Raw genomic sequence first — 25,988 nt, 5'->3', positions numbered from 1 at the left:
CTACTAAATTTGTAAAACCATATCCACATAAATTATGAAATACAGCTTTCTTATCGTACTATTTTTCGCAGCGCGTCTGGTTATCGCGCAGCCATCTCCTGCTTATAATCTTAACTTTACGGATCTTGCAACACGATGGGATGAGGCTATCCCTTTAGGTAATGGTCAGTTGGGTGCATTGATCTGGAAAAAAAAATACCATCCGGCTATCCCTGGACCGCGCTGATCTTTGGGATGAACGCAAGGCATTTGAGATAGAAAAACATGATTTTAAATGGGTACAGCAGCAATTGAAAAACAACAGCTACCAAACGGCCCAACAATGGGGCGATTCGCCTTATGACCGTTCTCCCTATCCCACCAAGCTTCCTGCGGCGGCAATGACCTTTGACTTAGCTAAATTTGGAAAGGTCGTATCCAATGTACTGGATATACAAACTGCTGTACATACACTGAAATTTGACGACGGAAAAATACTGACCTCTTTTGTCCATGCGACCAGTCCAATGGGTTATTTTGAAATCACAGCGAAGAACATTGGCGACCTTAGCCCAGAGCTTATTCCACACCAATATGAAAATAATATAAATGCAGACGAGCAAAAAGTGTTGTCGATGGTCAAAGTTTAGCCCGGTTGGGCTACAAACAAGGGACTATTGTTAAAACGGGGAATGCGCAGGTATTACATCAGGAAACATATGATCATCACTTTTTGAGGTCATGTTATGCTGGGAAAAAGTCTCATCGACCAAATTGATCGGCTATTGGACAATCAGTAATGATCAAAAGGTCAAGAAACAACCGCTATCACTCCAACAATTTGAAAAAGCAAAGCTAAGCCATCTCACATGGTGGACAAGCTATTGGTCTAAATCTAACATTTCCATTCCTGAAAAAGATCTCGAAAAACAATACTATCTGGAGCTTTATAAATTGGGGGCCACAGCACGCCAAGGAGCTCCGGCAATAACCTTGCAGGCTGTTTGGACAGCAGATAATGGTGGGCTACCACCCTGGAAAGGCGATTTCCACAATGATCTCAATACCCAACTGAGTTATTGGCCGGCTTATACCGCCAACCGAATGAATGAAGCACAAAGTTATACGGATTGGTTATGGAAAATCAGACCGAAAAACCTTGCCTACACCCAGCAATATTTTGGTGTTGACGGATTGAATATCCCGGGTGTGCTGACCTTGAACGGCTACCCTATGGGCGGTTGGATTCAATACTCCCTTTCCCCTACCGTCAGTGCCTGGACAGCCCAACATTTTTATTGGCAATGGAAATACAGTATGGATCCCACTTTCTTAAAAGAACAGGCCTATCCTTATATTATAGAAGCAGCGACCTATCTAAAAATATTACCTATTTCAAAGATGGGAAACGCTATCTCCCCCTGAGCAGCAGTCCAGAATATAATGATAACAGCACTGCCGCCTGGTTTACTAGTTGGACCAATTTTGATCTCAGCCTAGCGCATTACTTATTCGCTATAGCGGCCGAAGTCAGTACGGCTAACGGCAAAGCCGAGGCAGCAAAAGAATGGACACGATATGGCGCCGAATTGCCCAATTTTGCTATAGATGAAACTGGCCTCCGCGTTGCAGAGGGTCTGAGCATGAAACATTCACATCGACATATGTCACCCTATATGGCTATTTATCCCTTAGGAATACTTGATATCAATAACACTCAAGACAAATCGTTGATTGAAAAATCGCTTTCACATTTAGAGCAATTGGGTACACGGGCCTGGGTAGGATATTCATTCTCCTGGATGGCCTGTCTCCATGCGCGGGCGAAACAAAGCAAACAGGCTGTTAGCAACCTACAGAAGTTTGCGCATAACTTTTGTTCCATCAATTCATTTCACCTCAACGGTGATCAAAACGGTGGTCAGTATTCTGATTTTACCTATCGTCCATTTACATTGGAGGGAAATTTTGCCTTTGCACAAGGGGTTCATGAATTGTTAATTCAGAGCAAAAATGATTACATCGAAGTTTTTCCGGCCACTCCTGAGGAATGGAAAGATGTATCCTTTAAAAACCTGAGAACAGCGGGCGGCTTTATTGTCAGCGCTGAAAAGAACAACAACAAGATCACGCTGTTGAAAGTAACCACTAGCCAAGATGCTATCTTTCGTATTTTTGAAAATACAGATCTTCAGGATATTTCAACTAAAAACGGCTTTCAAAAGATAAGAATTTGCAATATATTAAACTGAAAAAGGTCAAACAGTTCAACTAAGTAGCATCTAATAAAATACGTATTATCAATTCGTTATGATCAACCGAAAAAATTCATCCAGCTAGGTGGTTTAGGCATAGGCGGTCTCTTTGTCAATAAGAGCCTCGCCAGTGCACCTATAACCTCGACAAAAAGTACTGTACTCAAAACTGACAAAGTTAAATTTGGCGTTATCGCAGATCTCCATCATGATCTCATGCACGACGGTGCGCGTCGGGCCAAACTCTTTATTGACGCGATGAAGCGTGAAAATCCCGACTTTATAATTTCCTTAGGTGATTTTTGTTTCCCAAAAGCCGAAAATAAAGAATTAATGGATATCTGGAGTGGTTTTACAGGAGAAAGCCACTTTGTCATCGGTAATCATGATACTGATGGCGGATTCACAAAAAAACAGGTAACCGATTTCTGGAATAGCCCTGCTCCATATTATTCCTTTGACAAACAGGGATTTCATTTTGTTATCCTGGATGGTAATGAAAAAGCCAAACCAGGAAAATTGAAGGTTACCCCCGCAGTATCAGTCAGCAGCAACTGGAATGGTTAAAAAAGATATCCGCGGCACCAAAGACAAAGTGATCATTTTTGCCATCAAGGATTGGACAATGACGATGGTGGATTGGAAAATGGTATGGCCGTAAGGTATCTGTTAGAGCAGCTGAATAGCGAAGCCGGGTTCAATAAGATTTTACTTGTCCTGACTGGCCACCATCATCTCAACTATCATAATGAGATCAATGGAATTCACTATGTGCAAATCAATAGCGCCTCCTATTACTGGGCTGGTGATACATTTGAAAGCAAAGCATTTGATGGGGAGTTCTACAAAAAGCACAACATTCTAAGACGGACATTGGTCTATCAAGACCCAATCTGGGCGACTGTTAGCATAGATCACAAAAAAATATCCATATCCAGGGAGCTGAAACCACAATGGCCGGAATCCCCTTGTCTCAGGTGGGTATAGATATCCATAAAGACGTATATCCCATCAGTTCAAAGATCGATAACAGGCACCTGCGCTACTAATCAAAAGCTATACCTCATTGTAGGACCGATCCATAATAACAATGGCCAAAGTACATCCGAAAAGATCTCTTTGGCCATTATTAATTTTATAATTCTGTAATTTATTGAACAATAGTTGTCATAAAATCAACAATCCTCTTTTTAGGGTAGTTGAATCAAAAACTCGTCTTTCGGCAATCTAAATTTCTTCAATTTCAACAACCAATCCTCCTCACCCAGGCGGTAACCTAGTGGTAGCAAAACAACACTCTTTAATCCTCTTTTATCCAAGCCCAGTAATTTATCCAATTCACCGTTAGAAAATCCCTCCATTGGTGTGGCATCTACTTTCAATTCTGCCGCTTGTGCAATAGCCATTCCAAAAGAAATATAAGCTTGTTTAGCAGCATGTGCTGCCTGCTGTTCTTCAGTAAGTGCAGCAAACATCTCTTTCAACCTGTTTTTGTATTCATCAGTTGTATCCAACGGTAGACCCCTGTGATTGTTCATATGATCAAAAGTTGCATCAATGCGTTCGTCGGTGTATTTATCCCATGCCGCAAAAACCAGAAGATGTGAGCTTTCCGCAATAATTTGCTGCCCCCAAGCAACAGGTACAATCTGCTCTTTCAACTGTTGATCCGTAATCAGCACAACACGAAATGGCTGTAAACCAGAGGAACTCGGTGCCATACGGGCCGCTTCGATAATTTTGTCTACGTCATTTTGATCAACTTTCTTTGTTGAATCGTATTTTTGGTTGCATAACGCCATTCAAGTGTTTCTAATAATGCCATTTTCTTTTATTTATTTACTGTCTATTTTATTTTTCAACGCCCTAATATTAGGTTGTTATCTCTTATAAATTTGATAAAAAAATTAAATCTGGAAATAGTGTGCGAACGATTGTCCATATTTTTAATTTTTATATTACATGATAAATATAGCAACTATTTAAATGTTCAAACATAGAAACGAATTTAATGCCAAAATCGTTTTTGGATTCTAATAAAGTTAATCTTTCAGACATTTCTGAGGATTAGTGCTCGTTATACTAACGTCTTTTTTTTCGCAAAAGGATTAAAAGAAAGTCCGACGTTCACGTAAAAAATGGATCTGCAGAAGCTTCCCAAACATAATTATTTTGACGTTCACTTTTTCAAATATGCGTGACCTAGGAATAGCCTTCATACCCGATTTGACTGTTGCTATAAATGATCTTCCCAAATTATGTTCGTAGGTCAATCCTGAGTTGATCTCTAGCTGACTTAAAGTATACACTTTATCCAATCCCCAAAAATCATAGAGATAGAATGTCGTTGTGTTGAGGTCTGCCCCTAAGGAAAGACGCCCATTCCGCAACATCGTTTTCCGTACAAAAGCGCCTTTTGGCAATAACACATCAACCATCCATCCATCGCGATATTGCTGCTTATAGGTAAACGTGGGGACAAGGGGAATAATTGCTCCTGGATCAACAAATCCAAGCAGGCCAATTGTCATTTGTACATCCCGCGTTGCTTTGAGTACCCACGTACCGGTCAACATCCCACGCAGCCGTTCAATCCCCTTATCGCTTCCATCTGCCATGATGCTGGCTGAGTAAATAACCGTTTTTCCAAATAGTTTTGAGAAGTAAGAGAAATTAAGTGATTCATAGTGGTAATGGAAATCCTGTGTACGCATTTTTAAAGGTTCTGCGCTTAAATTGGATTCTTGGAGATTCAATGCGGTATACTGATATCCAAGGCTAGTACCCAAAGCCCAGTTACGCCGGTTTAAAAATTGACATTTAAACTCCCACCAGCCTGATGGAATGATTCCACCCTACCTTGGGTACTGGCAGCCCCTTAGCATTGGATGAATATTTGTAGCCGCCATTGTATTCATAACTTAGATTGAGTACTCTCGCTGCGGGAAATTTGTCAGCAACAATGGCCTGTACTTTTTGGGAATACTGTCTTTTGTCTGTGCGGAAGCACTGCATATCAGGGCAAAGCTTCCAAACAACACGAAACTCTTTTTCATTTGGATATTTGTTTTTGTCTATCTATTCTTTTTCAATTAAATACTCTGCGAAAACTGCTCTTTTGGAAATCCGAACTGAGCTTTAGCTTGTTACAAGAATAGATCAATTGGCTACGCCCATTTATTTTTTTATACAAAAGGGGCAATATTTTATACAAAAACAAACGCTGTTAAACCGGTTTCTCCCCAGCCTAATTACTGTATTTACTTTAGTATAAAAAAGCGGTGTTCGTATAAAAGAAAGCCATTTTGAAACAAAAAAATTACTTTTGCTGAATTAGGGTCAGTAATCCAGATCAATATGCTAGACTGCAACAATCGTATTATTTTACGCTACTTAACGGAAAAGAAATTCAGGCTTTTACGGCATGGCCTGTTTTTGGTTGGCCTGCTTATTCTTTTGCCAATGCCAATACAAATAACCAATTTCTGGGTAACTATAAAACCTACTTCTCTTTGGCACTCTGGACGGTTTTCGTGGCCATGTTTTATATCAATATGTATGTATTGATCCCGCAGTATTTTTTCAAGGGAAAATATGAGATCTATATCCTCTTACTTATTCTTCTGGTGACAGCGAGCCTACTCGTGGTCATGCAGATTGCGATATATATTTTTAGTATCCATATCCCGGCGATCGAAAGGCAACGAACCAATACCATGGGTTTTGTCAGCGGTTTATTTATCTGTATTCCCATTATCCTGACCACCACCACTTTTAAGCTCTTTAAGCGTTGGATCGAGGATAATAAACGAATTTCAGATCTAAAAAACCTGGCGTTGACAACGGAGTTAAATGCGTTAAAGAATCAGATTCAGCCACATTTTTTGTTTAACATGCTCAACAATGTGAAGGCATTAATTCGGAAAGACCCCAGTATGGCCACCGAGGTTATTATCAAACTTTCCGATTTTTTGCGCTATCAGCTCTATGAAAACGATACAGATAAAACGCTTTTAAAATCCGAAATAAACTTTATTTTCAATTTTCTAAAACTGGAGGAAATACGTCGGGATAACTTGAGAACGTCATTGTCCTGCGCAGCGGAATTAGAAAAGCAAAGTATTTTTCTGCCGCCACATCTTTTACTGCCTTTATCGAGAATGCGATCAAACATAGCGTGAACTTACGCGACGAGCATACGTTTATTACCATTCACTTTACGCAGACAGATGAACAACTTTGTTTCGAATGTGAAAATTCGATCGATCCAGATCTTTCGAATACCCGTTCTAAGTATGGTGGACTGGGATTAGTCAATGCCAAACGACGGCTGGATTTGCTGTATGGTGATAATTACGAGCTTACAATATCAAAAAATGACCTGCTGTATCAGGTGAAATTAAAAATTCCATTATGAATTGTATCATTGTAGATGATGAGCCCTTAGCAAGGGAAGAAATGAGAAATCTGGTCGAAGAAATTTCAGCTATAGAAATTATGGGCGAGTTTTCCAATGCCCTATCTGCGATGGAATACCTCGCGACCAAATCTGTGGATCTTATTTTTCTCGATATCGAGATGCCTACGGTCAATGGATTGGATTTTGCGCAATCCTTACCTAAAGATGTACTGGTGATACTAACAACAGCCTATACACAGTATGCGTTGAGGGGTTTTGAGTTGGATGCACTCGACTACCTCCTTAAACCTATCAAAAAGATCGCCTGGCCAAGGCAATTGATAAAGCGCTGACCTATAAAAATCTGCTCAATTTAAAGGAAAATCAAAGCACCTTTGAAGATGCGAATGAAGATGCTGTATTTATCAAATCGGATCGAAAATACTACAAGATCTTATTTGGCGATATTCGATTTATTGAGGCGCTCAAAGATTATGTCGTTATTTATACGCGCACCAATAAACTTATTACGGCAATGAATCTAAAAACAATGCATCAAAAACTACCGGCCCATATATTTGTTCGGGTTAGCAAATCCTATTTGATCAATTTGTCTTTTATTGATTCTTTTGACAACCATACGATATACATTGACAAATTCGAAATCCCGATTGGCGAGATTTTTCGCGAGCAGTTTTTAAGCAATATACAGGCGGGTTATTGTAAGATCGTCTGTACTGTGCTTTGAATAGGATTAGGCCAGTACAAAGCGATCTAGAAAATCTACTTTTATACCATGCTTGTGCAGCAAAGCTGTCAGTAGATCGACGGAACATTCTTCTGTTTCTACCCGAAATATAGCGTCTTCGTCATCCAGATCCAAGGTCGCCGACTGTACCTGTGGCAGGTGGAGCTTTAACAACTGCATCAGGAACGTCTTCTTCTCTTTTGTTCGCACAGAGCTTTTAAAAATTAATATCTGCTTTGCTTTCATTTTGTAAATTTAAAATTGTATCCACCTTCTCCCCGGTTTATATTTATCCGGGATTTTCACAAATCTATTATTTCATGCTTTCACTGGCGGGGATTTTATACGAAAGCAGACCTTTATTATACCAAAACTCGCAAAAGTCTGAGCCGGACCGTCACCTGCTTTTCTTTATCGGATTATCTATTTTTTTTAAGACCTTTGTATATCTTTAATTGAACAAGCAAATACAAAAAGCAGGATGTCTATTACCAACGAGAACGAATTGACCGGAATGCAAAAGCGAGTGCGGCAGTTGCCCAGACGCTTAAAGCGATGTGCGACTATGCTAAGGTGGGCATGTCAACCAAAGAATTGGATGAGTACGGGGCGAAGATATTAGAACAATTTGGTGCAAAATCAGCACCAGCGCTGACCTATAACTTTCCGGGTTGGACCTGTATCAGTGTAGATAACGAGTTTTGCCACGGTGTTCCGTCTGCGGATCGCTTGTTGCAGGAAGGAGAACTTATCAATATTGATGTATCAGCGGAACTAGATGGTTTTTGGGCTGATAATGGGGCTTCTTTTGTGATCGGTGCGGATATTCATCATCATCAAAAATTGGTGGACGCTTCAAAGGAAATACTTCAAAAACGATAAAAATATACGCGGTGGTGTCAAAATTGCGGACATTGGCCAACTGATGGAAACGGAAGCAAAAAGAGAGGCTATAAAGTGATCAAGAATCTCGGTGGCCATGGTATCGGACGCAGTTTACACGAAGATCCAGATGAGCTGCTCAATTATAGGAACAAATTTGATCAAAGGCGGTTTAGAAAAATTCAATTGTTGCGATCGAAACCTTTATCTCGACAACATCTACCTATGCAACGGAATTAAATGATGGCTGGACGATGGTCGGTGACAAAGGTGGATACATGGCGCAACATGAACATACCATCATGATTACCGATGGTGCTCCAATTATTTTAACGGCAGAAAATGGTATTTTCTGTTAGGAAATTATACCCGAAGAGCTATTGTCTTTTACTGTCTCAGACGATACCTCTTCGGGATAAATTACCTTTATAGGGAACTCTTTCTACACTGGTCTCTCCATAAAATCTAAAAGACTTATCTTCAACTGTTTTTGCTCCATCAAACGAAGAATCAATTCATCCACCTTTTTGTTGATTTGACCACCATGGTAAATAACTTATCATCGAGATCAAAAGAGATGGATATCACTGTTGGAACGAGCAAAAAGATATGTGTCTCCAGTTCTTTCCTACGTGATAGTACTCCTCTCCCTACTGCAAATAATTGTATATAACGCATCATAATTATTCAATATAAATCCTACCTTGATTACCTAGCTATTCCTAATTTTACCCCATAGCATTCAACAGCAATGCGATAAGATGAATGTTCTACATGACAAAACAGCTGATTCAATCCTTCCAAGTGCTGCATGATGATCACTTTTTGCTTTCTTTTTTCAAGTATTAGTGCCAGATGATCTGCAAAATCCAGATCGTCATCAATAAGTATAAACCGATCGGCGCGAAGCGCGGCAGCCATCTTTTCAGTTTTCTCGCTGCTTTGACTTGGATTGATCAGAATCAGCATGTTTGTTGTTTTCATTTCGAGTATTAAGATCGTGAGATTAGAGCCATCCGCCTCCCAAGGCACGGTAAAGGGATGTTATGGCATTAATTTTTTGTGCTTTCACTGTCGCCTGATCCAATTCGGCCTGCAGCCTATTGGTCTGCGCGACGATCACTTCCAGATAGGTTGCCTCATTAAATTTGTAAAGCAGCATTGCATTTTGAACAAGCTTGTCCGAACGCTCTACCTGCAAGTTGGATGTCTCCAGTTGTTCCCCAGTTTATCAATCTGAATCAGTGCATCAGACACTTCACCAACGGCTTTTAACATGGTCTGTTTGAAATTCAATTCCATTTGATCCTTTGCGATTTTTGACTGCTCCAAACGTGTCTTTAATTGCCTGCCGTTCAGAATGGGCTGTACAATTGTCCCAGTTGCAGCGGCAAACAGTGACCCTGGTAGATTGAACCAATTATTTGCTTTAAATGCATTTAACCCTCCCTGTGCAGTGATATTTAAATTTGGATACATGCTTGCCCGTGCGACATGTATTGTGGCCAGGCTCCGCCGGATATCCAATTCGCTACTACGCAGATCTGGCCGATAGCTCAACAGGTTTGCAGGGACACCCAGTGAGAGATTTGCCGATGACTCCACCTGATCCAATCGCATGGTCCTTTTACTGGCCCCGGCACTTCTCCAACCAAAATGCTCAACGCATTTTCCTGCACCTGAATGCCCGCCTCTAAGGCCGGAATCCGTTTGGCAATCTGATCCCGTGTCACTTCCTGTTGTTGGACCGACAAGATATTTGCTAGCCCCAACTCGACCTGTTTATTAAGGATAAATAGGGTGCTATCCGCAAAGGCTAAATTGCGCTGTGATATTTCCAGCTGTCGGTCCAACAGCAGTAGGTTGTAGTAGCCTTGAACAACCTCAGCGACCAAACGTGTTTTGATCGCGCGGACAGCTTCCTGAGTTTTGAGAAGATCTACCAAACTCTCCTGTTTTTGCCCATTTAATTTACCCCAAATATCAGCCTCCCAGGAAATCTGAATTGAGGAGGTATAATCCATGGTATATTTTTGACCCATAAATTGACTGGCCATCATACCATTCATACTGTTGCCCGAAGGACGGTTAATTCCCACATTGGCAAGATTCGCATTTACAAGTGGCACATTCAGCCACTTGGATTGCTTATACCCTTCTGAAGCAAATTCGATCTGCTTTAGGGCGACTTTCAAATCATTATTTTTCTTCAATGCGCTATCCAGTAACTCAACAAGCATCTCATCTTTAAAAAAATCACGATAGGAGATCTTCGCGATACTACTATCAGCTTCATGCTCGTCCTGATTTCGGAAATGATCAATCGGTTTCATTTCCATTCCGGTATAGTGTGGTACACGGCAGGCATTCGCCCCTATTACCGTTGTCAGAAAGACTACACTATACCAGCAATTTCTTTTTATCTGTTTCATTTTATCTGATCATTAATTAGTAGTCCCATTCACTTTCATCCAACTCGCCTCCATTCAATCTTTCATGGAAATACTGAAATACCACAAAGAGTACCGGTGTAAGGAATATCCCCAATACCGTACCCACCAGCATGCCGAAAATAGCGGCATAACCAATGGAATGGTTCCCCATTGCTGAAGGTCCCACCACAAAAACGAGTGGCACGATCCCTGTAATAAAAGCCAATGAGGTCATTAAAATAGGTCTTAGTCGTGCTTTTGCACCTTCCACCGCAGCAGCAATCAAGCTTTTTCCCGCTTTTCGGCGCTGACTCGAAAACTCCACAATCAATATCCCGTTTTTTGCCAATAGCCCAATGAGCATCACCATCGCGATCTGCACATAGATATTGTTTGCTATACCTGCCATACCAATGCCTATAAATACGCCGGAAAGTCCCACCGGAATGGACAGCAATACGGAGAATGGTAATATGTAGCTTTCATATTGAGCAGATAACAAGAAGTAAACAAATACAATACAGAGCACAAAAATGACTGTCGTTTGCGATGTCGCCATGCTTTCTTCACGACTCATGCCCTTATAATCGAAGGTATACCCCGGTGGAAGCAGTTGTTTGGCCACCTCCTGTATGGCTGACATGGCTTGCCCGGTACTATAACCCGGAGCCGGCATTACAGTAAGGTTTGACGCGTTGAATAGGTTGAACCGCTCTACAACCTCGGGTCCGGTAACCGGTTGAACCCGTACCAAGGTACTGATCGGAATCATTTCTTGTCGGCTATTTTTCACGAAAACCCCTTGTAAGGATTGTTCGTTGGTTCTGGTTTCTGCCGTTGCCTGAACCAGTACACGGTAATATTTGCCAAAACGATTGAAGTCCGAAGCCTGTATACTGCCATAATATCCCTGCATAACACCGAGTACATCACTAACAGCTACACCAAGTTGTGCTGCCTTCGCTTCATCTACGACGACCTCATATTGGGGGTAGGAAACATCAAATGTGGTAAAGGCCATCGCAATCTCCGGCCGTTGCATCAAAGCGCCCATCATGCCATAGGATATATTGCCTAACTTTTGCAATTCCGCATTCGTTCGGTCCTGTAGAACCAGTTCCATTCCACTCGAATTACCAAAACCATCTACTGTAGGTGTATTTAAAACTAGAAAGTTGGCCCGCTTATCTTGTCCCAGTATCCCCTGTAGCTCGCCCATAACGGCCCCGAGATTACTCACTTTGCCCCTTTCTTTTTCAGCTTTCAGGCGAATAAAGAACGTACCGGCGGCAGATGACATTGCTCCAGTGAACAGGCTTAACCCATTTACCGAGATTACTTCACGAACAGCAGGATGAGCCATTAACTTGTTTTCCGTATCTGACATCAACACCGTTGTCCGGTCTTTTGATGTTCCAGCGGCCAAATTGGCGGTCACAATGATAAATGATTGATCCTCGTCAGGGATAAAACCCTTAGGTGTATTCATCGTGTACCAGGCAAACAATCCGCCAAACACCGCCAAAAGCGAAAATGCGATCCACTTGCGTTTGATCATCATTAAAATTGCCTTTCCATAGCGAAAAGTAAGTTTATCAAAGGCGGCATTAAATCCGGTGAAAAAGCGTTCCTTGAATGTAGCCTTATGATTTTCGTCGGAATGGGCTGCATGAGATTTCAACAGAATCGCACATAAAGCCGGACTAAGTGTCAAGGCATTCACCGCTGAGATGACAATTGCGATAGCCAATGTCAGCGCAAATTGTTGATAAAATAAACCTGTAGAACCGTCCATAAATGCGACCGGTACAAACACAGCTGACATCACTAAGGTAATCGAAACAATAGCGCCCGAAATTTCCCCATCGCTGACATCGTCGCCGCTTTGGCATTTAGTTTCCGTCGTTCCATTTTGGCGTGTACTGCCTCTACAACAACAATGGCGTCATCCACGACTATACCAATCGCGAGGACAAGGGCGAAAAGCGTCAATATATTGATTGAAAACCCAAATATTTTCATGAAGAAAAATGTCCCTACAATTGATACAGGTACAGCGATGGCCGGAATTAAGGTAGAACGGAAATCTTGCAAAAGATAAAGACGACGATAAATACCAAAATAAAGGCTTCAATCAGGGTTTTGATGACCTGATCAATGGACTGATCCAGCGATTCCTTGGTTGCATAAGGTATCTTATATTCCATGGTTCCCGGAAAGACTTCTCCAATTCTTCCATTCGCTTTTGCAATGCGATTTGTACCTCATTGGCATTCGATCCACTCATCTGAAAAATGGCCATGGTCACTGCAGGTTTCTTGTTATAGTTGGATGCTACGGTATAGCTATAAGCCGCAAATTCAACCTTGGCAACATCTTTCAGACGTAATACCGAACCATCATTCTGGGCCCTGATAACAATATTTTCGTATTGCTGCGGTTCAGTGAATTTTCCTTTATAACGCATCACATATTCCTTTACCTCGGTACTCTGTTCACCGAACCGGCCAGGCGCGGCTTCCAAGTTTTGGGACTGGATGGCACGTGATACATCACCCGGTGTCAAGTTATATGTATTGAGTTTGCTGGGGTCTAACCATACGCGCATGGCGTAATCCTTATTGCCATATACCATCGCGTCCCCTACTCCTTTGATACGCTTAAGTTCGGGTACAACGTTGATCTTGCTGTAGTTTTCCAGGAAAAGGTCGTCCATTGTACCATCCTTACTGGTTAGGGTGACCATCGCGATCATACTATTTTGACGTTTTAAGGTCGTGATCCCGCTTTGAATAACTTCTGCAGGTAACTGATTGGTAACCTGGGCTACACGGTTCTGGACATTGATGGCGGCCTGATCCGGATCTGTTCCCAACTTGAAGATTACAGTAATATTTAATGTACCATCATTACTCGCTGTCGACGAAATATAGTCCATATTTTCGACGCCATTGATGGCATTTTCTATGGGTGGCGCGACAGACCGTGCAATTGTTTCGGCATTTGCACCGGGATATACAGCGGTCACCATAACGGTCGGTGGTGCAATATCCGGAAATTTGGTAATGGGCAAGCTGAGCATACCGACCACACCAAGAATGACCAATAAGACAGAAATCACGGTGGCCAATACTGGTCGTTTAATTATTTTTTTAACATGAATTGCTGTCTTATTTTTTGTTTTGAGTTTGCTTTTGCGCGACAACCGGCATTCCAGGTTGTAGGCGTTCGAATCCTTGAGCGATATAACGGTCTCCCTGTTTTAATCCTTCGCGAATAATAAAATTATCTTCAGATTTCCCAGAAATAGCTACAGGTATCTGTACGACTTTATTTTCCTTATCGACAGCATAGGCAAAGACTTTGTCTTGGTAAGATACTGTGGATGCAATAGGTAACAGGGGCATTTCTTTCAATTGTTGATACATCACAATTTTGCCTGTGTTGCCGCTACGCAGCTCCGCGCGAGGGTTATCAAATTTTGCACGCAAAGTAATGGAGCCCGTATTTTTATTGAATTGACCTTCAACGGCATCTATTCTCCCTTTGGTATGATACTCCTGTCCATCCGAAAGTAACAGTGCAACGGGTGCTGCATTTTTCAATTTCTCCGCAACCGTATTTCCTGTATGTTCGCGCTGAAACCGTACAAAATCGTTCTCACTCAAGCTAAAATAGGCATACACTTGATGGTTGTCAGAAACGACTGTAATGGCATCTTGATTTGAGGCAGACAGCAAACTACCCAAGCGGTAGTTGAAACGTCCGATATACCCATTCACGGGCGACTTGATGACTGAAAAGTCCAGATTGATCTGTGCTGAGGCGATAGCTGATCTCGCCTGCGCTACTGATGCTTTTGCGGCGGCATAACTTGCCTGAGCTTCCTGCATCTGAATATCCGAAACGATACGGTTTTTGGTCAGCTCAGTTTTTCGATCCAGCTCAATTTTGGCGGTCAATAAATTAGATTCGGCAACAGACAAGGCCGCCCGCGCATTTGTTAACTGCTCCTGAAAGATCCGATCTTCAATTTTAAATAGCGCCTGTCCGGCACGGACGTAGTCACCTTCATCCACAAATATCTTTTGGAGATAACCGGTCACCTGTGGTCGTATTTCTATATTGACACGCCTTCTATGGCACTTGCATACTCATTTCGGATCGTTGCATCGCCTGTTGTTACAGTGCCAAAAAGAACCTCTGCAGGTCCTTGCTGATATCCGCCATCCTGTTGTTTACCTGAACAACTGGATAACAATACCAGCGCAATAAACAAGTTCGTGGCGCGCTTTTTAACGACGTTTTGCTTCATAATGGATTTTGCTTTTATTTTTATGTGTAGCAAAAGTCCAAAAAAACCGATGTCTGAATTCGGCGCAAAGACGCCAAAATTTGTTTAAAAGACGCCAAAAGCGTATAGACCGGATAACAAAAACAAAGGTGCTTTCCTATCTATTACTGGAAAAGCACCTTCATCTGAGCAAAGATTGACTGATAAAAATGACCTAGAAAAGGTCATCCATTTTGTAGTCACTTGGATTTCTTTCGGTATGTTTTTTGAAGAACTTACTAAAGACCGTTTGATCTGAAAAGTTCAGCAAACAGGCCACCTGGCCAACGTTATTCGCAGAATTCTTTAAGAGAATCTTCGCTTCAATAAGTAGGATCTGGTTGATAATCTCTTTGGGTGTACGCAACATCGCTTTCTTGACTACCTTCGTGAGATATTTTCTACTGACAAATAGACGATCTGCATAAAACTGAACATCATGATGTTCGACATAATATTCCCGTACAAGCGCAAAAAAGCGCTTGTAATCTCTTCTTCCCGGGAAGAAAAACTGGCCTGCTGCCGAAAATTTTGGAATAATTTTCAATATCATACATCAACAAGGAAAAGTAATGCCAGATCATCTCATTACTATAATAGACCGGATTCTTAAAATCGTTGAGATAAGCAAGTTCCTTTATATAAAATGCCAATCGTTTGTAGAGGTGTTGCTCGCCACGAATGATATAAGAGGGATTATTGGAAAAGTTCTTTAACATATCATTTGAGCGATAATTAAAGCCGGCATCTGATAGCATATCTGTAGAAAAGAAAATTTGTTTTTGCTTGATGTCTGCGGAAAAGTAAATGACTTTAAAAACCTCCTGCGGAACACAAAAAAAGAATATCACCTTTTTGAAGCTCATATTCATAGTCTCCCACCCGATAATAGGAAATACCCTCCTCAGCCAACAGCACTCCAAAAAAGAAGCACGATAATGGCAATTGCGCTGTATTTGCATATTGTCACTTGTAGACTCTAGCACCATGTATTCCTTGCTACGTTGTGGAAACAGTAGTTCACGCGTCATATCCTCCATTTTTAGCGAAATGACGTACTCCTTTTTTTCATTATGTTGCGTTGACCTTAAAATAACTTTTATTGAAGCAATCAAAAATAATCGATTAAAAAGTGTAAAAAATCATATCACAGTCCTGATTTGGAATTTGACAAAAAGAAATAAAAGATTTGTTTAACCGCATCGCGCCCGACAAGCGCTGCTTTCAGCATCTTTCAGAAGTATATCAGATGCTAAATTGAAGGCTATAAAAAATATAAGGGGCTCTCTTGACGAGAAAACCCCAAATAATATATTTTAATATGGCTATTCAATCTTTCCTATATCAATCAAATAGTTCCTTTTTTAAGGAAAAGAAATGTAATATACCTTTTAATAAGTATTCAAGTGGGATGAATATCACTATTTAAGTTTTGCCTATTTGATTATATCATAAAGGTAAATCAAATCTTTCAATAAAAAAGTGACGAAAATCACATTTCGCATAAATCTCTCAATTATTTTAGAAAAATATTTTTATCCGAACTGTTAAATGAATGATAAGGCATCCAGTCGTCCGGTTATGTTAATGCAAGATTGTACATATAGCGCTATATTTAGCCCTAAGATTAGTACTTTTGATTGATAAAGTATACTGCTATTGAGAACGATAAAATTCCATAAAGGTGAATGTGGCGTTGAATTTCTATTAAACGTATTAAATCAACAGGAAACAGACTATACCCATCGCGAGACCTATCATAAAGATTTTTTTGAAATTTTATTTTTCAAAAGGCTAAGGGACGTTTACGATTGGGACAGGAAGTCATCGAATTAACGGACAACAACATTATCTTTATTTCTGCCTTTCAGAAACATACCTGGGAACTGGACCCTACGCATCTGGAATTCACCACATTGATTTTTCAGGAAGATTTTCTCAATGAGTTTTTCGCAGATAAGCTTTTTACGTATCGATTGCTGTATTTCTATCAGTTGCACCATACAGTAAAAATAGCTGCAGATGATATACATCTATCTAAATTTTACACACTGCTCGCGGAAATAAAATCGGAGCTTGTTCAGACAGAGGCAGACAGTGCACATATTATACGCTCTTTGCTCTATTATTTGCTACAGACCTTGAATCGAAAATATGCCCGGTTGAATGGACTTTCTTTGCAAAAACCTGAGAATAATTTTGCTTATCAGTTCAGGATGTTACTCGAACAGCATATTCAACAGAAACAGCGGATCAACGAATATACAGCATTGATGGGCATCAGTCGCATCACACTGAATCATGCCGTTAAAGCACAATTCAATACCACGGCAACACAATTACTCAAACAGCGCTTATTATTTGAAGTGCAGGATTTATTGATACATTCAGACAAATCTATCAGTGAAATTGCTTTTGAACTGAATTTTTCCGAGCCTAATCACCTGATGCGTTTTTTTAAGGCGCAGACGGGTAAGACCATCAGTGCATTTATCCAGGAATTACGGTAAAAGGTCTATTACGGGCTGTCCCTAGCCGGTTACTCACAGTAATTACAAAAAAAAAGCTGACAGTGTATAGCAATGTTGCCATACACTGTCAGCTTAAAATTCCAATGCTATACCGCTCCAGTTTTAGAATAGCTACTTTTGTGCGAGGCAGGTTTCTGTCCTCTGAGTCTGCGCATAGAAAAATGCCGATGCGGAACCTCCCAGTTTTAGAATAGCTACTTTTGTGCGAGGTAGGTTTCTGTCGTCTGAGTCTGCGCATAGAAGAATTCCAATGCTGCTAGAAACGCGTGATGCACATCGTCAGCTTTGACCGTAACACCGTTAATTTCCAGGTCACGTGTTGCACAGGCATCCCCGATTACTGTACATGGGAAACCAAAATCAACCGCAGCCCGCGTCGTGGCATCAATGCACATGTGCGTCATCATGCCAACAACAACAAGTTCAGTAATTTGATTGGCTTTCAGATAATCAAAAAGTTCGGTTTCCTAAAACTATTTGGAAAGTGTTTTGGATCACTTTCTCTCCCAGCAGTGGTCTGACGTTTGGATGGATCTCAGCAGCAACCGTACCTGCTATAAAAATGGCATTTTCGTTGGATCGGGAGAAATATGCTGAATATGGATAATCGGGGCTTTTATTTCTCTAAAATGGCCGATTATTTTTCCGGCATTTACGCTTGCGGCAATTGGGTTTACAAGTTCCATTCCGCCATTTTCAAAATATTCATTTTGAATGTCTATGACAATTAACGCTGTAGTATTCATGTGTTATCTATTATTATGTTTTCGTTACTACAAAATTAACTTGTCAACGATGGAAGGCACTACCAAATAGATCATCGACACTACCATTTTGATAAGAAGGGATGTTTTAGCTATCTTAGCCATCGAGAATGGCCCTTATAAGGCCACTTCAATTCGTTTAAAGGAGAGAAATATCGTGAAAGAATTACTACACAGCAAAATATACGGCGCAGAAAACGGTGGTACACCGCTTGTTGTTCTGCATGGCCTTTTTGGTATGGCGGACAACTGGGGATCTTTTGGCCGTAGCTTTGGAGAAAAAGACAGATACATTTACTTGACCTGCGCAATCATGGTCGAAGTTTTCACAGTGACGGCATGTCCGTTGAGGAAATGGTCGAGGACCTGGGCGCCTATATCGCTTCGATCGGAGCAGAAAAAGTCTTATTATTGGGTCATTCTCTCGGCGGCAAAGTTGCCATGCAATTTGCCATTGAGCATCCGGAACAGGTTGAAAAATTGATTATTGCGGATATAGCTCCCAAGGCTTACCCACCACATCATGAAGATATCTTCAATGCCCTTTGTGCGGTTGATATCAATAGTATGGACAACCGAAAAGATGTACAGACAAAACTCGAAAGCTACCTTGATGATCCCGGAGTAATTCAATTTTTGTTAAAAACGTCTATATTAAAGAAGACCGTAAATTGGGTTGGCGTTTCAACCTGGATGTTCTGCAACGGAAATATGCAGATTTCATTACAATAGGTGTAAAAGCGGGGATTTATACTGGTCCTACCCTTTTTTTTTAGCAGGCGAAAAATCGCGCTACATTCTTCCTGAAGATAAAATCAAAATCAAGGAGCAATTTCCAGATGTTAGCTTTGAAACAATACCAAATGCAGGACACTGGGTACAAGCTGAAAACCCACAAGCATTCGACGCCTTTGTTGCTGCTTTTTTGGATCAATAAAAATCTACTATAGGATAGATCAATCCCACCTCAGCCGATCAGGTCTGGTGGGATTGATTTATCATTATCCGTCGCTTACTTCAATGCTGCTGCATAAGTTTTTAGCGCACGTTCTCTGGCAATTGGATGCGCTATAATAGGTTCGGGATAATCTGTTGTCCCAAGTTCGGGAATCCATTGTCTACTATATTCTTGTTTTTTATCAAATTTTTCGGCCTGAATAATCGGGTTAAACACCCTAAAATACGGGGCGGCATCGCAGCCACTCCCTGCTGCCCATTGCCAATTCCCGTTATTCGCAGATAAATCATAATCGTTGAGCTTTTGCGCAAAATAGGCCTCTCCCATCGCCAATCAATCAATAAATGTTTGCATAGAAAACTCGCTGCAACCATACGCACACGATTATGCATATATCCGGTACTGTTCAATTGCCGCATACCCGCATCGACCAAAGGATAGCCTGTTTTCCTTGACACCAGCATTCAAACTCCGTTTCATCGTTGCGCCACTGGATATCGTCGTATTTCTTTTTAAAGGATTCGTTGACCACATTGGGAAAATGAAATAAGATCTGCATAAAAAACTCCCGCCAGATCAATTCAGACAGCCAGACCTCATTATGCTGTTTTGCAAAAGCAACACAGCGACGAATACTAATTGTTCCAAAACGAAGTGCAATACCCAAATTGGTCGTCCCCTCTAAGGAAGGATAATCACGGTATTTATCGTAGGTATTAATAATAGCTGTATTCAGTTGTGGTGGTTCAAAAGTCAAATCCGTCTTTTTAAACCCTATTTTTTCCAAGGGGATTATTGGTGCGTATGTCTGCTGAAAAAATGCCCAACTATTTGATCAGTGAATTGATAATCTTCTGCCGTTAATTTCTCCCGCCATCTTTTTGCATAAGGTGTATAAACGGTATAGGGTGTACCATCAATTTTCAAGATTTCATGCTTGTCAAAAATAACCTGATCTTTTACGGCATTAAATGGAATTCCAGCAGCATTGAAAAATTCAGCGATCGTCCGATCCCGTCGGATCGCTTGAGGTTCGTAATCGCTATTACAATAGACTTCCTGAATATTGTATTGCTCATGCAATGTTTTAAAAATTGCCACAGGACTACCATGAAAGCTCGTTAAAGTAGTTCCATATTCCCTTAGTTTTTATTTATTCCATCAAGAGCCTGATGGATATAATCTACACGTCGGTCTAACTTATCTTCCAATCGCCCTAAAATATCTTCATCGAATATAAATATCGGCAACACAGGAAGCCCCTTCCCCAATGCCTGAGATAGTCCTACATTGTCTTCCAACCGGAGGTCCCGACGGAACCAAAACACCACAACTTTACTTTTCTCCATAAAAATAGTGGTAACTCGATCAACTACCGACGAGCCCCATCTGTTTAATTTGATAACACCAAAAATAAATCCCAAGAAAAAACGCTGATCAGACAAAGCTAAGCCTCTACTAAACTGAAAGCATGTTCTCTTGATTTAGCTTTGTCTGAACTGATTTTAATTATTTTTTAAACTATCCATATCGATAACAAAACGATATTTCACATCGCTCTTTAACAATCTGTCGTAAGCCTTATTGATATCCTGCATACGTATTAATTCTATATCCGAAGTGATATTATGCTTTCCACAGAAATTCAGCATTTCTTGCGTTTCGGCAATACCACCGATCATCGATCCGGAGAAACTTTTACGTGTAGGGATTAAGCTAAATGGAGCTACTGGCAGAGGATGTTCAGGAGCACCGACAAGTGTCAGTGAGCCATCGCGTTTCAATAGGCTCAAGTAGACGTTGATATCGTGTTGCGCGGAGACACAATCTAAAATAAAATGCAAAGTACCAGCATTCTTTTTCATCTGCTCCTGATCGGTAGACAAAATGACTTCATCCGCGCCTAAGCGCTTGGCATCTTCTACTTTACTTGCAGAAGTTGTTATCACGACGACATGTGCACCCATTGCTTTGGCTATTTTCACCCCCATATGTCCCAAACCACCAATGCCCACGATGCCTACTTTTTGTCCGGGACCAACCTTCCAATGCCGTAATGGCGAATACGTTGTGATACCTGCACAAAGTAGCGGAGCCGTTGCTGCTAAATCCAGATTTTCGGGAATATGCAAGACAAAATCCTGATCCACCACGACACGCTCGAATATCCGCCAAAGGTCTGTTTGTCCAAATGCTTATCATGACCATTGTATGTTTGGATATTTCCATTCTCACAATATTGCTCCAAACCCTCTTTACAGCTCTCGCATTCACGACAACTGTCAACCATGCAGCCAACACCGGCAAGATCACCTACTTTAAATTTCGTTACATCGGAGCTTACTTTTGTAATCCGTCCCACAATCTCATGACCTGGAACATTGGGGTAAATTGTTCCGCCCCATTCATTACGTGCCGTATGTAAGTCAGAGTGACAAACACCACAGTATAGAATATCAATTTCTACATCTTTCGCCGTTACCGCACGACGTTGTACCTCCAGTTGCTTTAAGTCTGCCGTCGGAGCCTCGGTTCCGAAAGCTTTTATTGAAAATGTACTCATATTAAAATAAATGATCTATGATGAATTGTTTCGTTAAAAATAACCCTTGATAATCAAAAAGTTTAGTTTAGAACAGCAATGTTTGAAAAATAATCTGATCAGACTCTGTATCAGCATACAATATATTGAAGTTTCAATACTACTTTTGGAAATACAGCAGAAGCTCCCGTCGGTAAGTTGATCCAATTGGCAATTTTTCCCCAGAATCTAACTCGGCCGAACCGCCTGAAATTTTACTGACACGCTCCAGTGAGACAATATGTGATTTATGTATTCGCATAAAAAGATCTTTGTCTAACTTTTGTTCCATTTCAGCTGTCGTTAGTGAACTCACAAAGGATCCCGATGTGGTGAAAATCTTAACATAATTGCCCCAGCTTTGTATGTATATGATGTCTTTACACATAATCCGCACAAAATCACCATCCACTTTAACGACTACAGAGGAGGCTGCTGCAGTGGCAAGCACGACAGGATGATCCAATATTGTAGGTCTGACTGATGGATATCTAGAGAAAACGTTGTCAATCGCTGACATAAACCGTCTGATGTCAAAAGGTTTCACCAGGTAATCGACCACCCTATATTCATAACTTTCCAAAGCATATTCTTTATATGCTGTTGTTAAAATTACAAGGGGCGGATTAGACAGTGCTCTTAACATCTCCAAGCCATTCAATCCGGGCATATTGATATCCAAAAAAATAAGATCAACTTCATGATCATACATATAATCCATTGCTTCAACGGGATGATAGAAGGAAGCTTTTAGATCCAATTTTTTGATATCCTTGATATAATGATGAAGGACTAGATGCGCCCCTTCCTCATCGTCAACCACAATGCACCTCAAACGCTCATTCATATGCTGAAGATTTTAAGTTTAATGTTAAAAAGTATGGTAATCATGCCCCATTTCAGCACAATGCAACTTATATTGTGTCGGATAAAGCAGGGCTAAACGTTGGCGGGTATTCGCTAACCCGAGACCTGTGGAATTATTTTTCAGTAGTTTATCTGCCAACGAATTTTTGATATCCACGGTCAATGCACCATCGCTAAAAGTAATAAAGATATCCACATACCATCTCCTTTCGTTCGTAAGACTATGTTTAAAGGCATTTTCAATCAATGTGATCAAAAGTAATGGTGCAATCCGATAGCGATTCAATTCATCGTCCTCCCCTGCTAACACATACCTTATCGCACAGCGTTTGCCAACGCGTTCCTTCTCCATAGCAACGTAATTAGCGATAAAATCAACTTCCTCCTTTAGCCTTATCATATCTCTATTGGCATTTTCCACTGGTATCGCATCAATTCCGATAGTTTCAAGATCAGTTCAGGTGTACGGGATGGCTCAGTTAAGCTCACGCCATAAAGGTTGTTGAACATATTAAAGAAAAAATGGGGATTTAGCTGTGCATGTAAATATTTCACATTGATCTCACTTAGCATCAACTGTGCTTCATTTCTTTTCTCAACCTCATTGGCATATTGGCGTAAGAGGAAAAAAGAGAGCATTGTAAATGTGCTTATCACACATAACATAATTTGGTAGGCAAAATCTTGGAATACGGATATCTCCCCTCTTTCATAATAGGCAGTATCGATCCAAAAATAATTAACCACAACCAAGAGTGCTGCTCCAGTTAGCGTTGAAAAAACGGCGCCGATCACATAGATAAAATACTTTTTCTTCATGAAGAATGAGAAAAAGAAGTGACGGTGCAACTGTGCTTGGATATACAGTAGGCTAAAAAATACCAGGCCTTTGATAAAATCGATAATGGTATCAATTTTCATCCATTCATGGAGCATCGTCAGCAAAAACATGGCGGTAAACAGTATAAACTCCTGTAAATACCGCTTTGAATACCACCGACTTTTGTTTGTCATGAGACGTTGTTCCATATCCTGAAGTAAAATTCAACTATTTATGGGTAATATGCAAAAATCATGATGAACTGAGTTCATCATGATTTTTTATCAGTTCCGCTTCCATATCATGATATAGGATTTCTTTCCAAAAGGTTCCAGAAGAGATTGCTGCTCGATGCTAAACCCACAATCTTCGAAAAAAGGAACGAGCGGGTCAGTTTGCAGCAATTCGATCCAGCATGCGTTGTAAAAGTTCGTAACCGATTGACATTTCTTCCATAGGCACTCCCTTATCGCCTGATTATCATATTGATCTCGAATGTAAAAGTCGGCATAATGGATCGCTTTCATACCCTTTAATAGCTCAGGAACAGGCGATTGCTTAATCATAGCATAGCCTGCAGGTTCAGCGTCCGCGAAAACGCTGATCAGCTGTGTACTCAGATTGTTGAGTTCGTCTGCCGCTCTTTGATTATTCAATTGTATATCAAGATAATTGTTAAGATCTTTTGAATCGATCTGGTTGTCATACATACGATGGATCTGTTCCCTTTTCAATAGGAACAACAGTTTCAATCCCTCCTCTGACGCAATGGTAAATTTGGTTTGTAAATTCATATCACATTATTAAAACACAAATTTACAGGCTCCAGCTCAGGGATTCTCGGTTCAGATTATGAAGGATAGATCAGTACAGTTCCTTTTAAGGAGGTTTCCAATGTTTGCTATCGTTTCGAGATGTATGTCTGCAATACGTTGGGAGAAAACAGTTCTAAAGCAATGATCATAAGCATCTGTAAAGGAAAAAATTGCTCCTGGTGCAAAGTAGGCACCAGATTTAGCACAGTTATCATAGAACAATTGCATATCGATCGTTGCCGGTAATCTGGTCCATAGACTATATCCCCAGCGGGTGTATAGGTATGACTCTCCGCAGGAAAACAGCGATTGATTTGCTCTACCAACTGTAATGCCTGCTTTTTTAGTTGCTGCCGAAATATTCGGAGATGCCTATCGTAACTCGATGTATTAAGCAATTTTGTGAGGAGCTCCTGGTTAAGCGGTGAGACCGATCTCCCAAGCGAAAATTTCAATCGTTCAGCTTTTTCAAAAAATTTTCCAGGAGCTAGCCAACCCAAACGGATTCCAGGGGCAATGGTTTTCGCGAATGACGAAAAAGTAAGCACAAGACCTTCGTTATCGAGATTCCGAATAGTTGTAGGTCGGGAATGGCTGAAATAGAGATCGCCATAAATATCGTTTTCAATAATTGGGATATGATGAAAATGAGCAATTTCATATACCGCGTGCTTCGTCTCCCCAGACATTAAAATTCCTGTCGGATTATGAAAATTTGGCGTCACAACGATCGCCTTAATATTATTTTTACGACAGGCATTTTTAAGGTATTCTGTATCTAAGCCACCCTCTCCACGAACGGGAATTTCGATGGTTCTCAAACGTAGACTGGCAATAACCTCCAGCATAGAAAAAACACAGGGGCTCTCTATGGCCACAATATCATTGGGTTCGGTAGTGATAGCTAAGGCAATATAGAAAGCCTGCAATGCACCGTCAGTAATCAGTAGTTCATCCATGCTGATGGCTGCCCCATGTTGTGCCGAACGTCGTGCAATCAGTTCTCTTAGCTCATCACTCCCATTACTCGGATAATACCGCAATAGTGCTGCTGATTTTTCGCGAATGATCTGTTGCATGGTTCGTAGTACCAATTTTTGTGGTACAAACAGATCTGAGGGTGTTGCAGCATTAAAAAAGCAGTTTCAGCATGTTGTTTTCGATAAGAGGTTAGACTGATGTTGTCTCTGAATACTGCATTTCTGGGAGTAAGATTTAATGTAGCAAGCGTTTCATCATTTACGTTTTTGTCCCCACAGCGACACAATAACCGGAACGGGGAAACTCGTCGCCAGTCCTTTAAACATGAGATCATCGAATCCACTCTGGACTGAGCTCGTACTTAAACCATATTCTTGTTTTATCCGTCGAATAGAAGGTAACCTGTCACCTGCTTTTAATATTCCGTTTTTGATGTTTTCCTCGATTTTGGAAGTGAACACCTCATATTTATACTTCTTCATCGGCCGAATTGAAAACTAGGACATGTGAATTTTATAATAATGCATTGAACCGGATGGTCGCAGATCTTCAGTCTACATCTTCCACCTGGACAAATTGCATGGTAATTCCCCGTTGCTGACAAATATTCAAAATTGAAAATTCTAAACGGCTATTAATTTTA

Annotated in this window: 36 protein-coding genes and 3 pseudogenes; 14 read left to right on the top strand and 25 right to left on the bottom strand. The window is 40.8% G+C overall.

Translation table 11 applies throughout. From position 1 onward, the window contains the following. The first annotated feature begins 34 nt into the window (after positions 1–34). From KUH03_RS37370 to KUH03_RS37350, 6 genes are all read left to right on the top strand, one after another. On the top strand, positions 35–226 hold the full coding sequence (locus KUH03_RS37370; RefSeq protein WP_257089759.1) for a glycoside hydrolase family 95 protein: 192 nt from the start codon (positions 35–37) through the stop codon (positions 224–226). Positions 227–290: 64 nt separating this feature from the next. Continuing rightward, positions 291–629, top strand: coding sequence for a hypothetical protein (locus KUH03_RS37365; RefSeq protein WP_257089757.1), 339 nt, complete (start codon positions 291–293; stop codon positions 627–629). Between the two features lie 91 nt (positions 630–720). Next, positions 721–1,404, top strand: coding sequence for a hypothetical protein (locus tag KUH03_RS49770; protein WP_373564556.1), 684 nt, complete (start codon positions 721–723; stop codon positions 1,402–1,404). Then, positions 1,290–2,231, top strand: coding sequence for a glycoside hydrolase family 95-like protein (locus tag KUH03_RS37360; protein WP_373564887.1), 942 nt, complete (start codon positions 1,290–1,292; stop codon positions 2,229–2,231). Before KUH03_RS49770 ends, KUH03_RS37360 begins: the two co-directional genes overlap by 115 nt. A gap of 219 nt (positions 2,232–2,450) precedes the next feature. Continuing rightward, positions 2,451–2,801 (top strand): metallophosphoesterase, encoded by a 351-nt coding sequence (locus KUH03_RS37355; RefSeq protein WP_257089753.1) that lies wholly within the window; start codon positions 2,451–2,453, stop codon positions 2,799–2,801. A gap of 51 nt (positions 2,802–2,852) precedes the next feature. After that, positions 2,853–3,221, top strand: coding sequence for a hypothetical protein (locus tag KUH03_RS37350; protein WP_257089751.1), 369 nt, complete (start codon positions 2,853–2,855; stop codon positions 3,219–3,221). Positions 3,222–3,424: 203 nt separating this feature from the next. Here the strand turns inward: KUH03_RS37350 and KUH03_RS37345 are convergent, their stop codons facing one another. The 3 genes from KUH03_RS37345 to KUH03_RS37335 all read right to left on the bottom strand — a co-directional run bounded on the left by KUH03_RS37345 (position 3,425) and on the right by KUH03_RS37335 (position 5,249). Beyond that, entirely contained in the window at positions 3,425–4,036 is a 612-nt protein-coding gene (locus tag KUH03_RS37345; RefSeq protein ID WP_257089749.1) for a nitroreductase family protein, read from the bottom strand. A gap of 306 nt (positions 4,037–4,342) precedes the next feature. Further along, positions 4,343–5,023, bottom strand: coding sequence for a hypothetical protein (locus KUH03_RS37340; RefSeq protein WP_257089747.1), 681 nt, complete (start codon positions 5,021–5,023; stop codon positions 4,343–4,345). 31 nt (positions 5,024–5,054) lie between these two features. Beyond that, entirely contained in the window at positions 5,055–5,249 is a 195-nt protein-coding gene (locus KUH03_RS37335; protein ID WP_257089745.1) for a hypothetical protein, read from the bottom strand. A gap of 497 nt (positions 5,250–5,746) precedes the next feature. On the opposite strand from KUH03_RS37335, the gene KUH03_RS37330 reads away from it, so the two are divergent. The 4 genes from KUH03_RS37330 to KUH03_RS47290 are packed head-to-tail and all read left to right on the top strand — an operon-like array spanning position 5,747 to position 7,381. After that, positions 5,747–6,415 carry a sensor histidine kinase gene (locus tag KUH03_RS37330; protein WP_257089743.1) on the top strand — a complete coding sequence of 223 codons (669 nt, stop codon included), beginning with the start codon at positions 5,747–5,749 and terminating at the stop codon, positions 6,413–6,415. Next, positions 6,412–6,651 (top strand): GHKL domain-containing protein, encoded by a 240-nt coding sequence (locus tag KUH03_RS37325; RefSeq protein ID WP_257089741.1) that lies wholly within the window; start codon positions 6,412–6,414, stop codon positions 6,649–6,651. The genes KUH03_RS37330 and KUH03_RS37325 overlap by 4 nt, the downstream gene beginning before the upstream one ends. Next, a complete protein-coding gene (locus tag KUH03_RS37320; protein ID WP_257089739.1) occupies positions 6,648–6,986 on the top strand; it encodes a LytTR family DNA-binding domain-containing protein in 339 nt (112 codons plus the stop codon). Before KUH03_RS37325 ends, KUH03_RS37320 begins: the two co-directional genes overlap by 4 nt. Next, positions 6,959–7,381: a LytTR family DNA-binding domain-containing protein gene (locus KUH03_RS47290; protein WP_306429869.1), complete on the top strand. Its 423-nt coding sequence runs from the start codon at positions 6,959–6,961 to the stop codon at positions 7,379–7,381. The genes KUH03_RS37320 and KUH03_RS47290 overlap by 28 nt, the downstream gene beginning before the upstream one ends. Before the next feature lie 6 nt (positions 7,382–7,387). Here the strand turns inward: KUH03_RS47290 and KUH03_RS37310 are convergent, their stop codons facing one another. Next, complete coding sequence (locus KUH03_RS37310; RefSeq protein WP_120258168.1) at positions 7,388–7,627, bottom strand: hypothetical protein; 240 nt, start codon at positions 7,625–7,627, stop codon at positions 7,388–7,390. A gap of 309 nt (positions 7,628–7,936) precedes the next feature. Between KUH03_RS37310 and KUH03_RS47285 the strand changes: the two genes are divergently transcribed. Both KUH03_RS47285 and KUH03_RS47280 read left to right on the top strand, forming a co-directional pair. Next, positions 7,937–8,263, top strand: a complete 327-nt coding sequence (locus KUH03_RS47285; RefSeq protein ID WP_306429287.1) for a M24 family metallopeptidase — start codon at positions 7,937–7,939, stop codon at positions 8,261–8,263. A 75-nt stretch (positions 8,264–8,338) separates the two neighbouring features. Further along, entirely contained in the window at positions 8,339–8,503 is a 165-nt protein-coding gene (locus KUH03_RS47280) for a hypothetical protein (RefSeq protein ID WP_306429286.1), read from the top strand. Between the two features lie 270 nt (positions 8,504–8,773). On the opposite strand, the gene KUH03_RS37300 is transcribed toward KUH03_RS47280, so the two are convergent. The 9 genes and pseudogenes from KUH03_RS37300 to KUH03_RS37260 all read right to left on the bottom strand — a co-directional run bounded on the left by KUH03_RS37300 (position 8,774) and on the right by KUH03_RS37260 (position 15,575). After that, a complete protein-coding gene (locus KUH03_RS37300) occupies positions 8,774–8,944 on the bottom strand; it encodes a hypothetical protein (protein WP_257089737.1) in 171 nt (56 codons plus the stop codon). Between the two features lie 27 nt (positions 8,945–8,971). Further along, a complete protein-coding gene (locus KUH03_RS37295; RefSeq protein WP_120258171.1) occupies positions 8,972–9,247 on the bottom strand; it encodes a hypothetical protein in 276 nt (91 codons plus the stop codon). A 22-nt stretch (positions 9,248–9,269) separates the two neighbouring features. Further along, entirely contained in the window at positions 9,270–9,464 is a 195-nt protein-coding gene (locus tag KUH03_RS37290; protein WP_257089735.1) for a hypothetical protein, read from the bottom strand. Then, positions 9,455–9,823: a TolC family protein gene (locus KUH03_RS37285; RefSeq protein ID WP_257089733.1), complete on the bottom strand. Its 369-nt coding sequence runs from the start codon at positions 9,821–9,823 to the stop codon at positions 9,455–9,457. Before KUH03_RS37285 ends, KUH03_RS37290 begins: the two co-directional genes overlap by 10 nt. After that, positions 9,820–10,695: a TolC family protein gene (locus KUH03_RS37280; protein ID WP_257089731.1), complete on the bottom strand. Its 876-nt coding sequence runs from the start codon at positions 10,693–10,695 to the stop codon at positions 9,820–9,822. Before KUH03_RS37280 ends, KUH03_RS37285 begins: the two co-directional genes overlap by 4 nt. A 16-nt stretch (positions 10,696–10,711) precedes the next feature. Beyond that, a pseudogene (locus tag KUH03_RS37275) lies at positions 10,712–13,786 on the bottom strand (efflux RND transporter permease subunit). 79 nt (positions 13,787–13,865) lie between these two features. Continuing rightward, entirely contained in the window at positions 13,866–14,813 is a 948-nt protein-coding gene (locus KUH03_RS37270) for an efflux RND transporter periplasmic adaptor subunit (RefSeq protein WP_257097714.1), read from the bottom strand. A 2-nt stretch (positions 14,814–14,815) separates the two neighbouring features. After that, positions 14,816–15,010, bottom strand: a complete 195-nt coding sequence (locus KUH03_RS37265) for a hypothetical protein (RefSeq protein WP_257089729.1) — start codon at positions 15,008–15,010, stop codon at positions 14,816–14,818. Positions 15,011–15,203: 193 nt separating this feature from the next. Continuing rightward, positions 15,204–15,575, bottom strand: coding sequence for a helix-turn-helix transcriptional regulator (locus tag KUH03_RS37260; RefSeq protein ID WP_257089727.1), 372 nt, complete (start codon positions 15,573–15,575; stop codon positions 15,204–15,206). Positions 15,576–16,839: 1,264 nt separating this feature from the next. Between KUH03_RS37260 and KUH03_RS37255 the strand changes: the two genes are divergently transcribed. Next, on the top strand, positions 16,840–17,538 hold the full coding sequence (locus KUH03_RS37255; protein WP_257089725.1) for an AraC family transcriptional regulator: 699 nt from the start codon (positions 16,840–16,842) through the stop codon (positions 17,536–17,538). Between the two features lie 215 nt (positions 17,539–17,753). Here the strand turns inward: KUH03_RS37255 and KUH03_RS37250 are convergent. After that, positions 17,754–18,305: pseudogene (locus KUH03_RS37250) on the bottom strand (cysteine hydrolase family protein). Between the two features lie 306 nt (positions 18,306–18,611). Here KUH03_RS37250 and KUH03_RS37245 point away from each other — a divergent pair. Further along, positions 18,612–19,055 carry an alpha/beta fold hydrolase gene (locus KUH03_RS37245; protein ID WP_257097705.1) on the top strand — a complete coding sequence of 148 codons (444 nt, stop codon included), beginning with the start codon at positions 18,612–18,614 and terminating at the stop codon, positions 19,053–19,055. Positions 19,056–19,335: 280 nt separating this feature from the next. Here the strand turns inward: KUH03_RS37245 and KUH03_RS37240 are convergent. The 11 genes and pseudogenes from KUH03_RS37240 to KUH03_RS37195 form a co-directional block, all read right to left on the bottom strand. Continuing rightward, positions 19,336–19,840 (bottom strand): annotated as a pseudogene (locus KUH03_RS37240) (FAD-binding domain-containing protein). A gap of 233 nt (positions 19,841–20,073) precedes the next feature. Continuing rightward, positions 20,074–20,382, bottom strand: coding sequence for a deoxyribodipyrimidine photo-lyase (locus KUH03_RS37235; RefSeq protein ID WP_257089723.1), 309 nt, complete (start codon positions 20,380–20,382; stop codon positions 20,074–20,076). A 41-nt stretch (positions 20,383–20,423) separates the two neighbouring features. Then, positions 20,424–20,726 carry a deoxyribodipyrimidine photo-lyase gene (locus tag KUH03_RS37230; protein ID WP_257089721.1) on the bottom strand — a complete coding sequence of 101 codons (303 nt, stop codon included), beginning with the start codon at positions 20,724–20,726 and terminating at the stop codon, positions 20,424–20,426. A 60-nt stretch (positions 20,727–20,786) separates the two neighbouring features. Further along, positions 20,787–21,434 (bottom strand): NAD(P)-dependent alcohol dehydrogenase, encoded by a 648-nt coding sequence (locus tag KUH03_RS47275; protein WP_306429285.1) that lies wholly within the window; start codon positions 21,432–21,434, stop codon positions 20,787–20,789. Then, positions 21,386–21,844, bottom strand: coding sequence for an alcohol dehydrogenase catalytic domain-containing protein (locus KUH03_RS47270; RefSeq protein WP_306429284.1), 459 nt, complete (start codon positions 21,842–21,844; stop codon positions 21,386–21,388). Before KUH03_RS47270 ends, KUH03_RS47275 begins: the two co-directional genes overlap by 49 nt. A 139-nt stretch (positions 21,845–21,983) precedes the next feature. After that, positions 21,984–22,709 carry a LytTR family DNA-binding domain-containing protein gene (locus tag KUH03_RS37220; RefSeq protein WP_257089719.1) on the bottom strand — a complete coding sequence of 242 codons (726 nt, stop codon included), beginning with the start codon at positions 22,707–22,709 and terminating at the stop codon, positions 21,984–21,986. Positions 22,710–22,733: 24 nt separating this feature from the next. Then, positions 22,734–23,150, bottom strand: coding sequence for a hypothetical protein (locus KUH03_RS37215; RefSeq protein ID WP_257089717.1), 417 nt, complete (start codon positions 23,148–23,150; stop codon positions 22,734–22,736). Continuing rightward, a complete protein-coding gene (locus tag KUH03_RS37210; protein WP_257089715.1) occupies positions 23,126–23,758 on the bottom strand; it encodes a histidine kinase in 633 nt (210 codons plus the stop codon). The genes KUH03_RS37215 and KUH03_RS37210 overlap by 25 nt, the downstream gene beginning before the upstream one ends. Before the next feature lie 75 nt (positions 23,759–23,833). Continuing rightward, positions 23,834–24,343 carry a hypothetical protein gene (locus KUH03_RS37205; protein WP_257089713.1) on the bottom strand — a complete coding sequence of 170 codons (510 nt, stop codon included), beginning with the start codon at positions 24,341–24,343 and terminating at the stop codon, positions 23,834–23,836. 107 nt (positions 24,344–24,450) lie between these two features. Further along, entirely contained in the window at positions 24,451–25,458 is a 1,008-nt protein-coding gene (locus KUH03_RS37200) for a PLP-dependent aminotransferase family protein (RefSeq protein ID WP_257089711.1), read from the bottom strand. Positions 25,459–25,599: 141 nt separating this feature from the next. Further along, entirely contained in the window at positions 25,600–25,827 is a 228-nt protein-coding gene (locus KUH03_RS37195; RefSeq protein ID WP_257089709.1) for a GntR family transcriptional regulator, read from the bottom strand. Between the last annotated feature and the right edge of the window lie 161 nt (positions 25,828–25,988).

This window comes from Sphingobacterium sp. E70 (assembly GCF_019285695.1).
Lineage (GTDB): Bacteria > Bacteroidota > Bacteroidia > Sphingobacteriales > Sphingobacteriaceae > Sphingobacterium > Sphingobacterium detergens.
The sequence above is the reverse complement of the archived record's forward strand: the minus strand, read 5'-3'. Positions and strand labels throughout refer to the sequence as shown.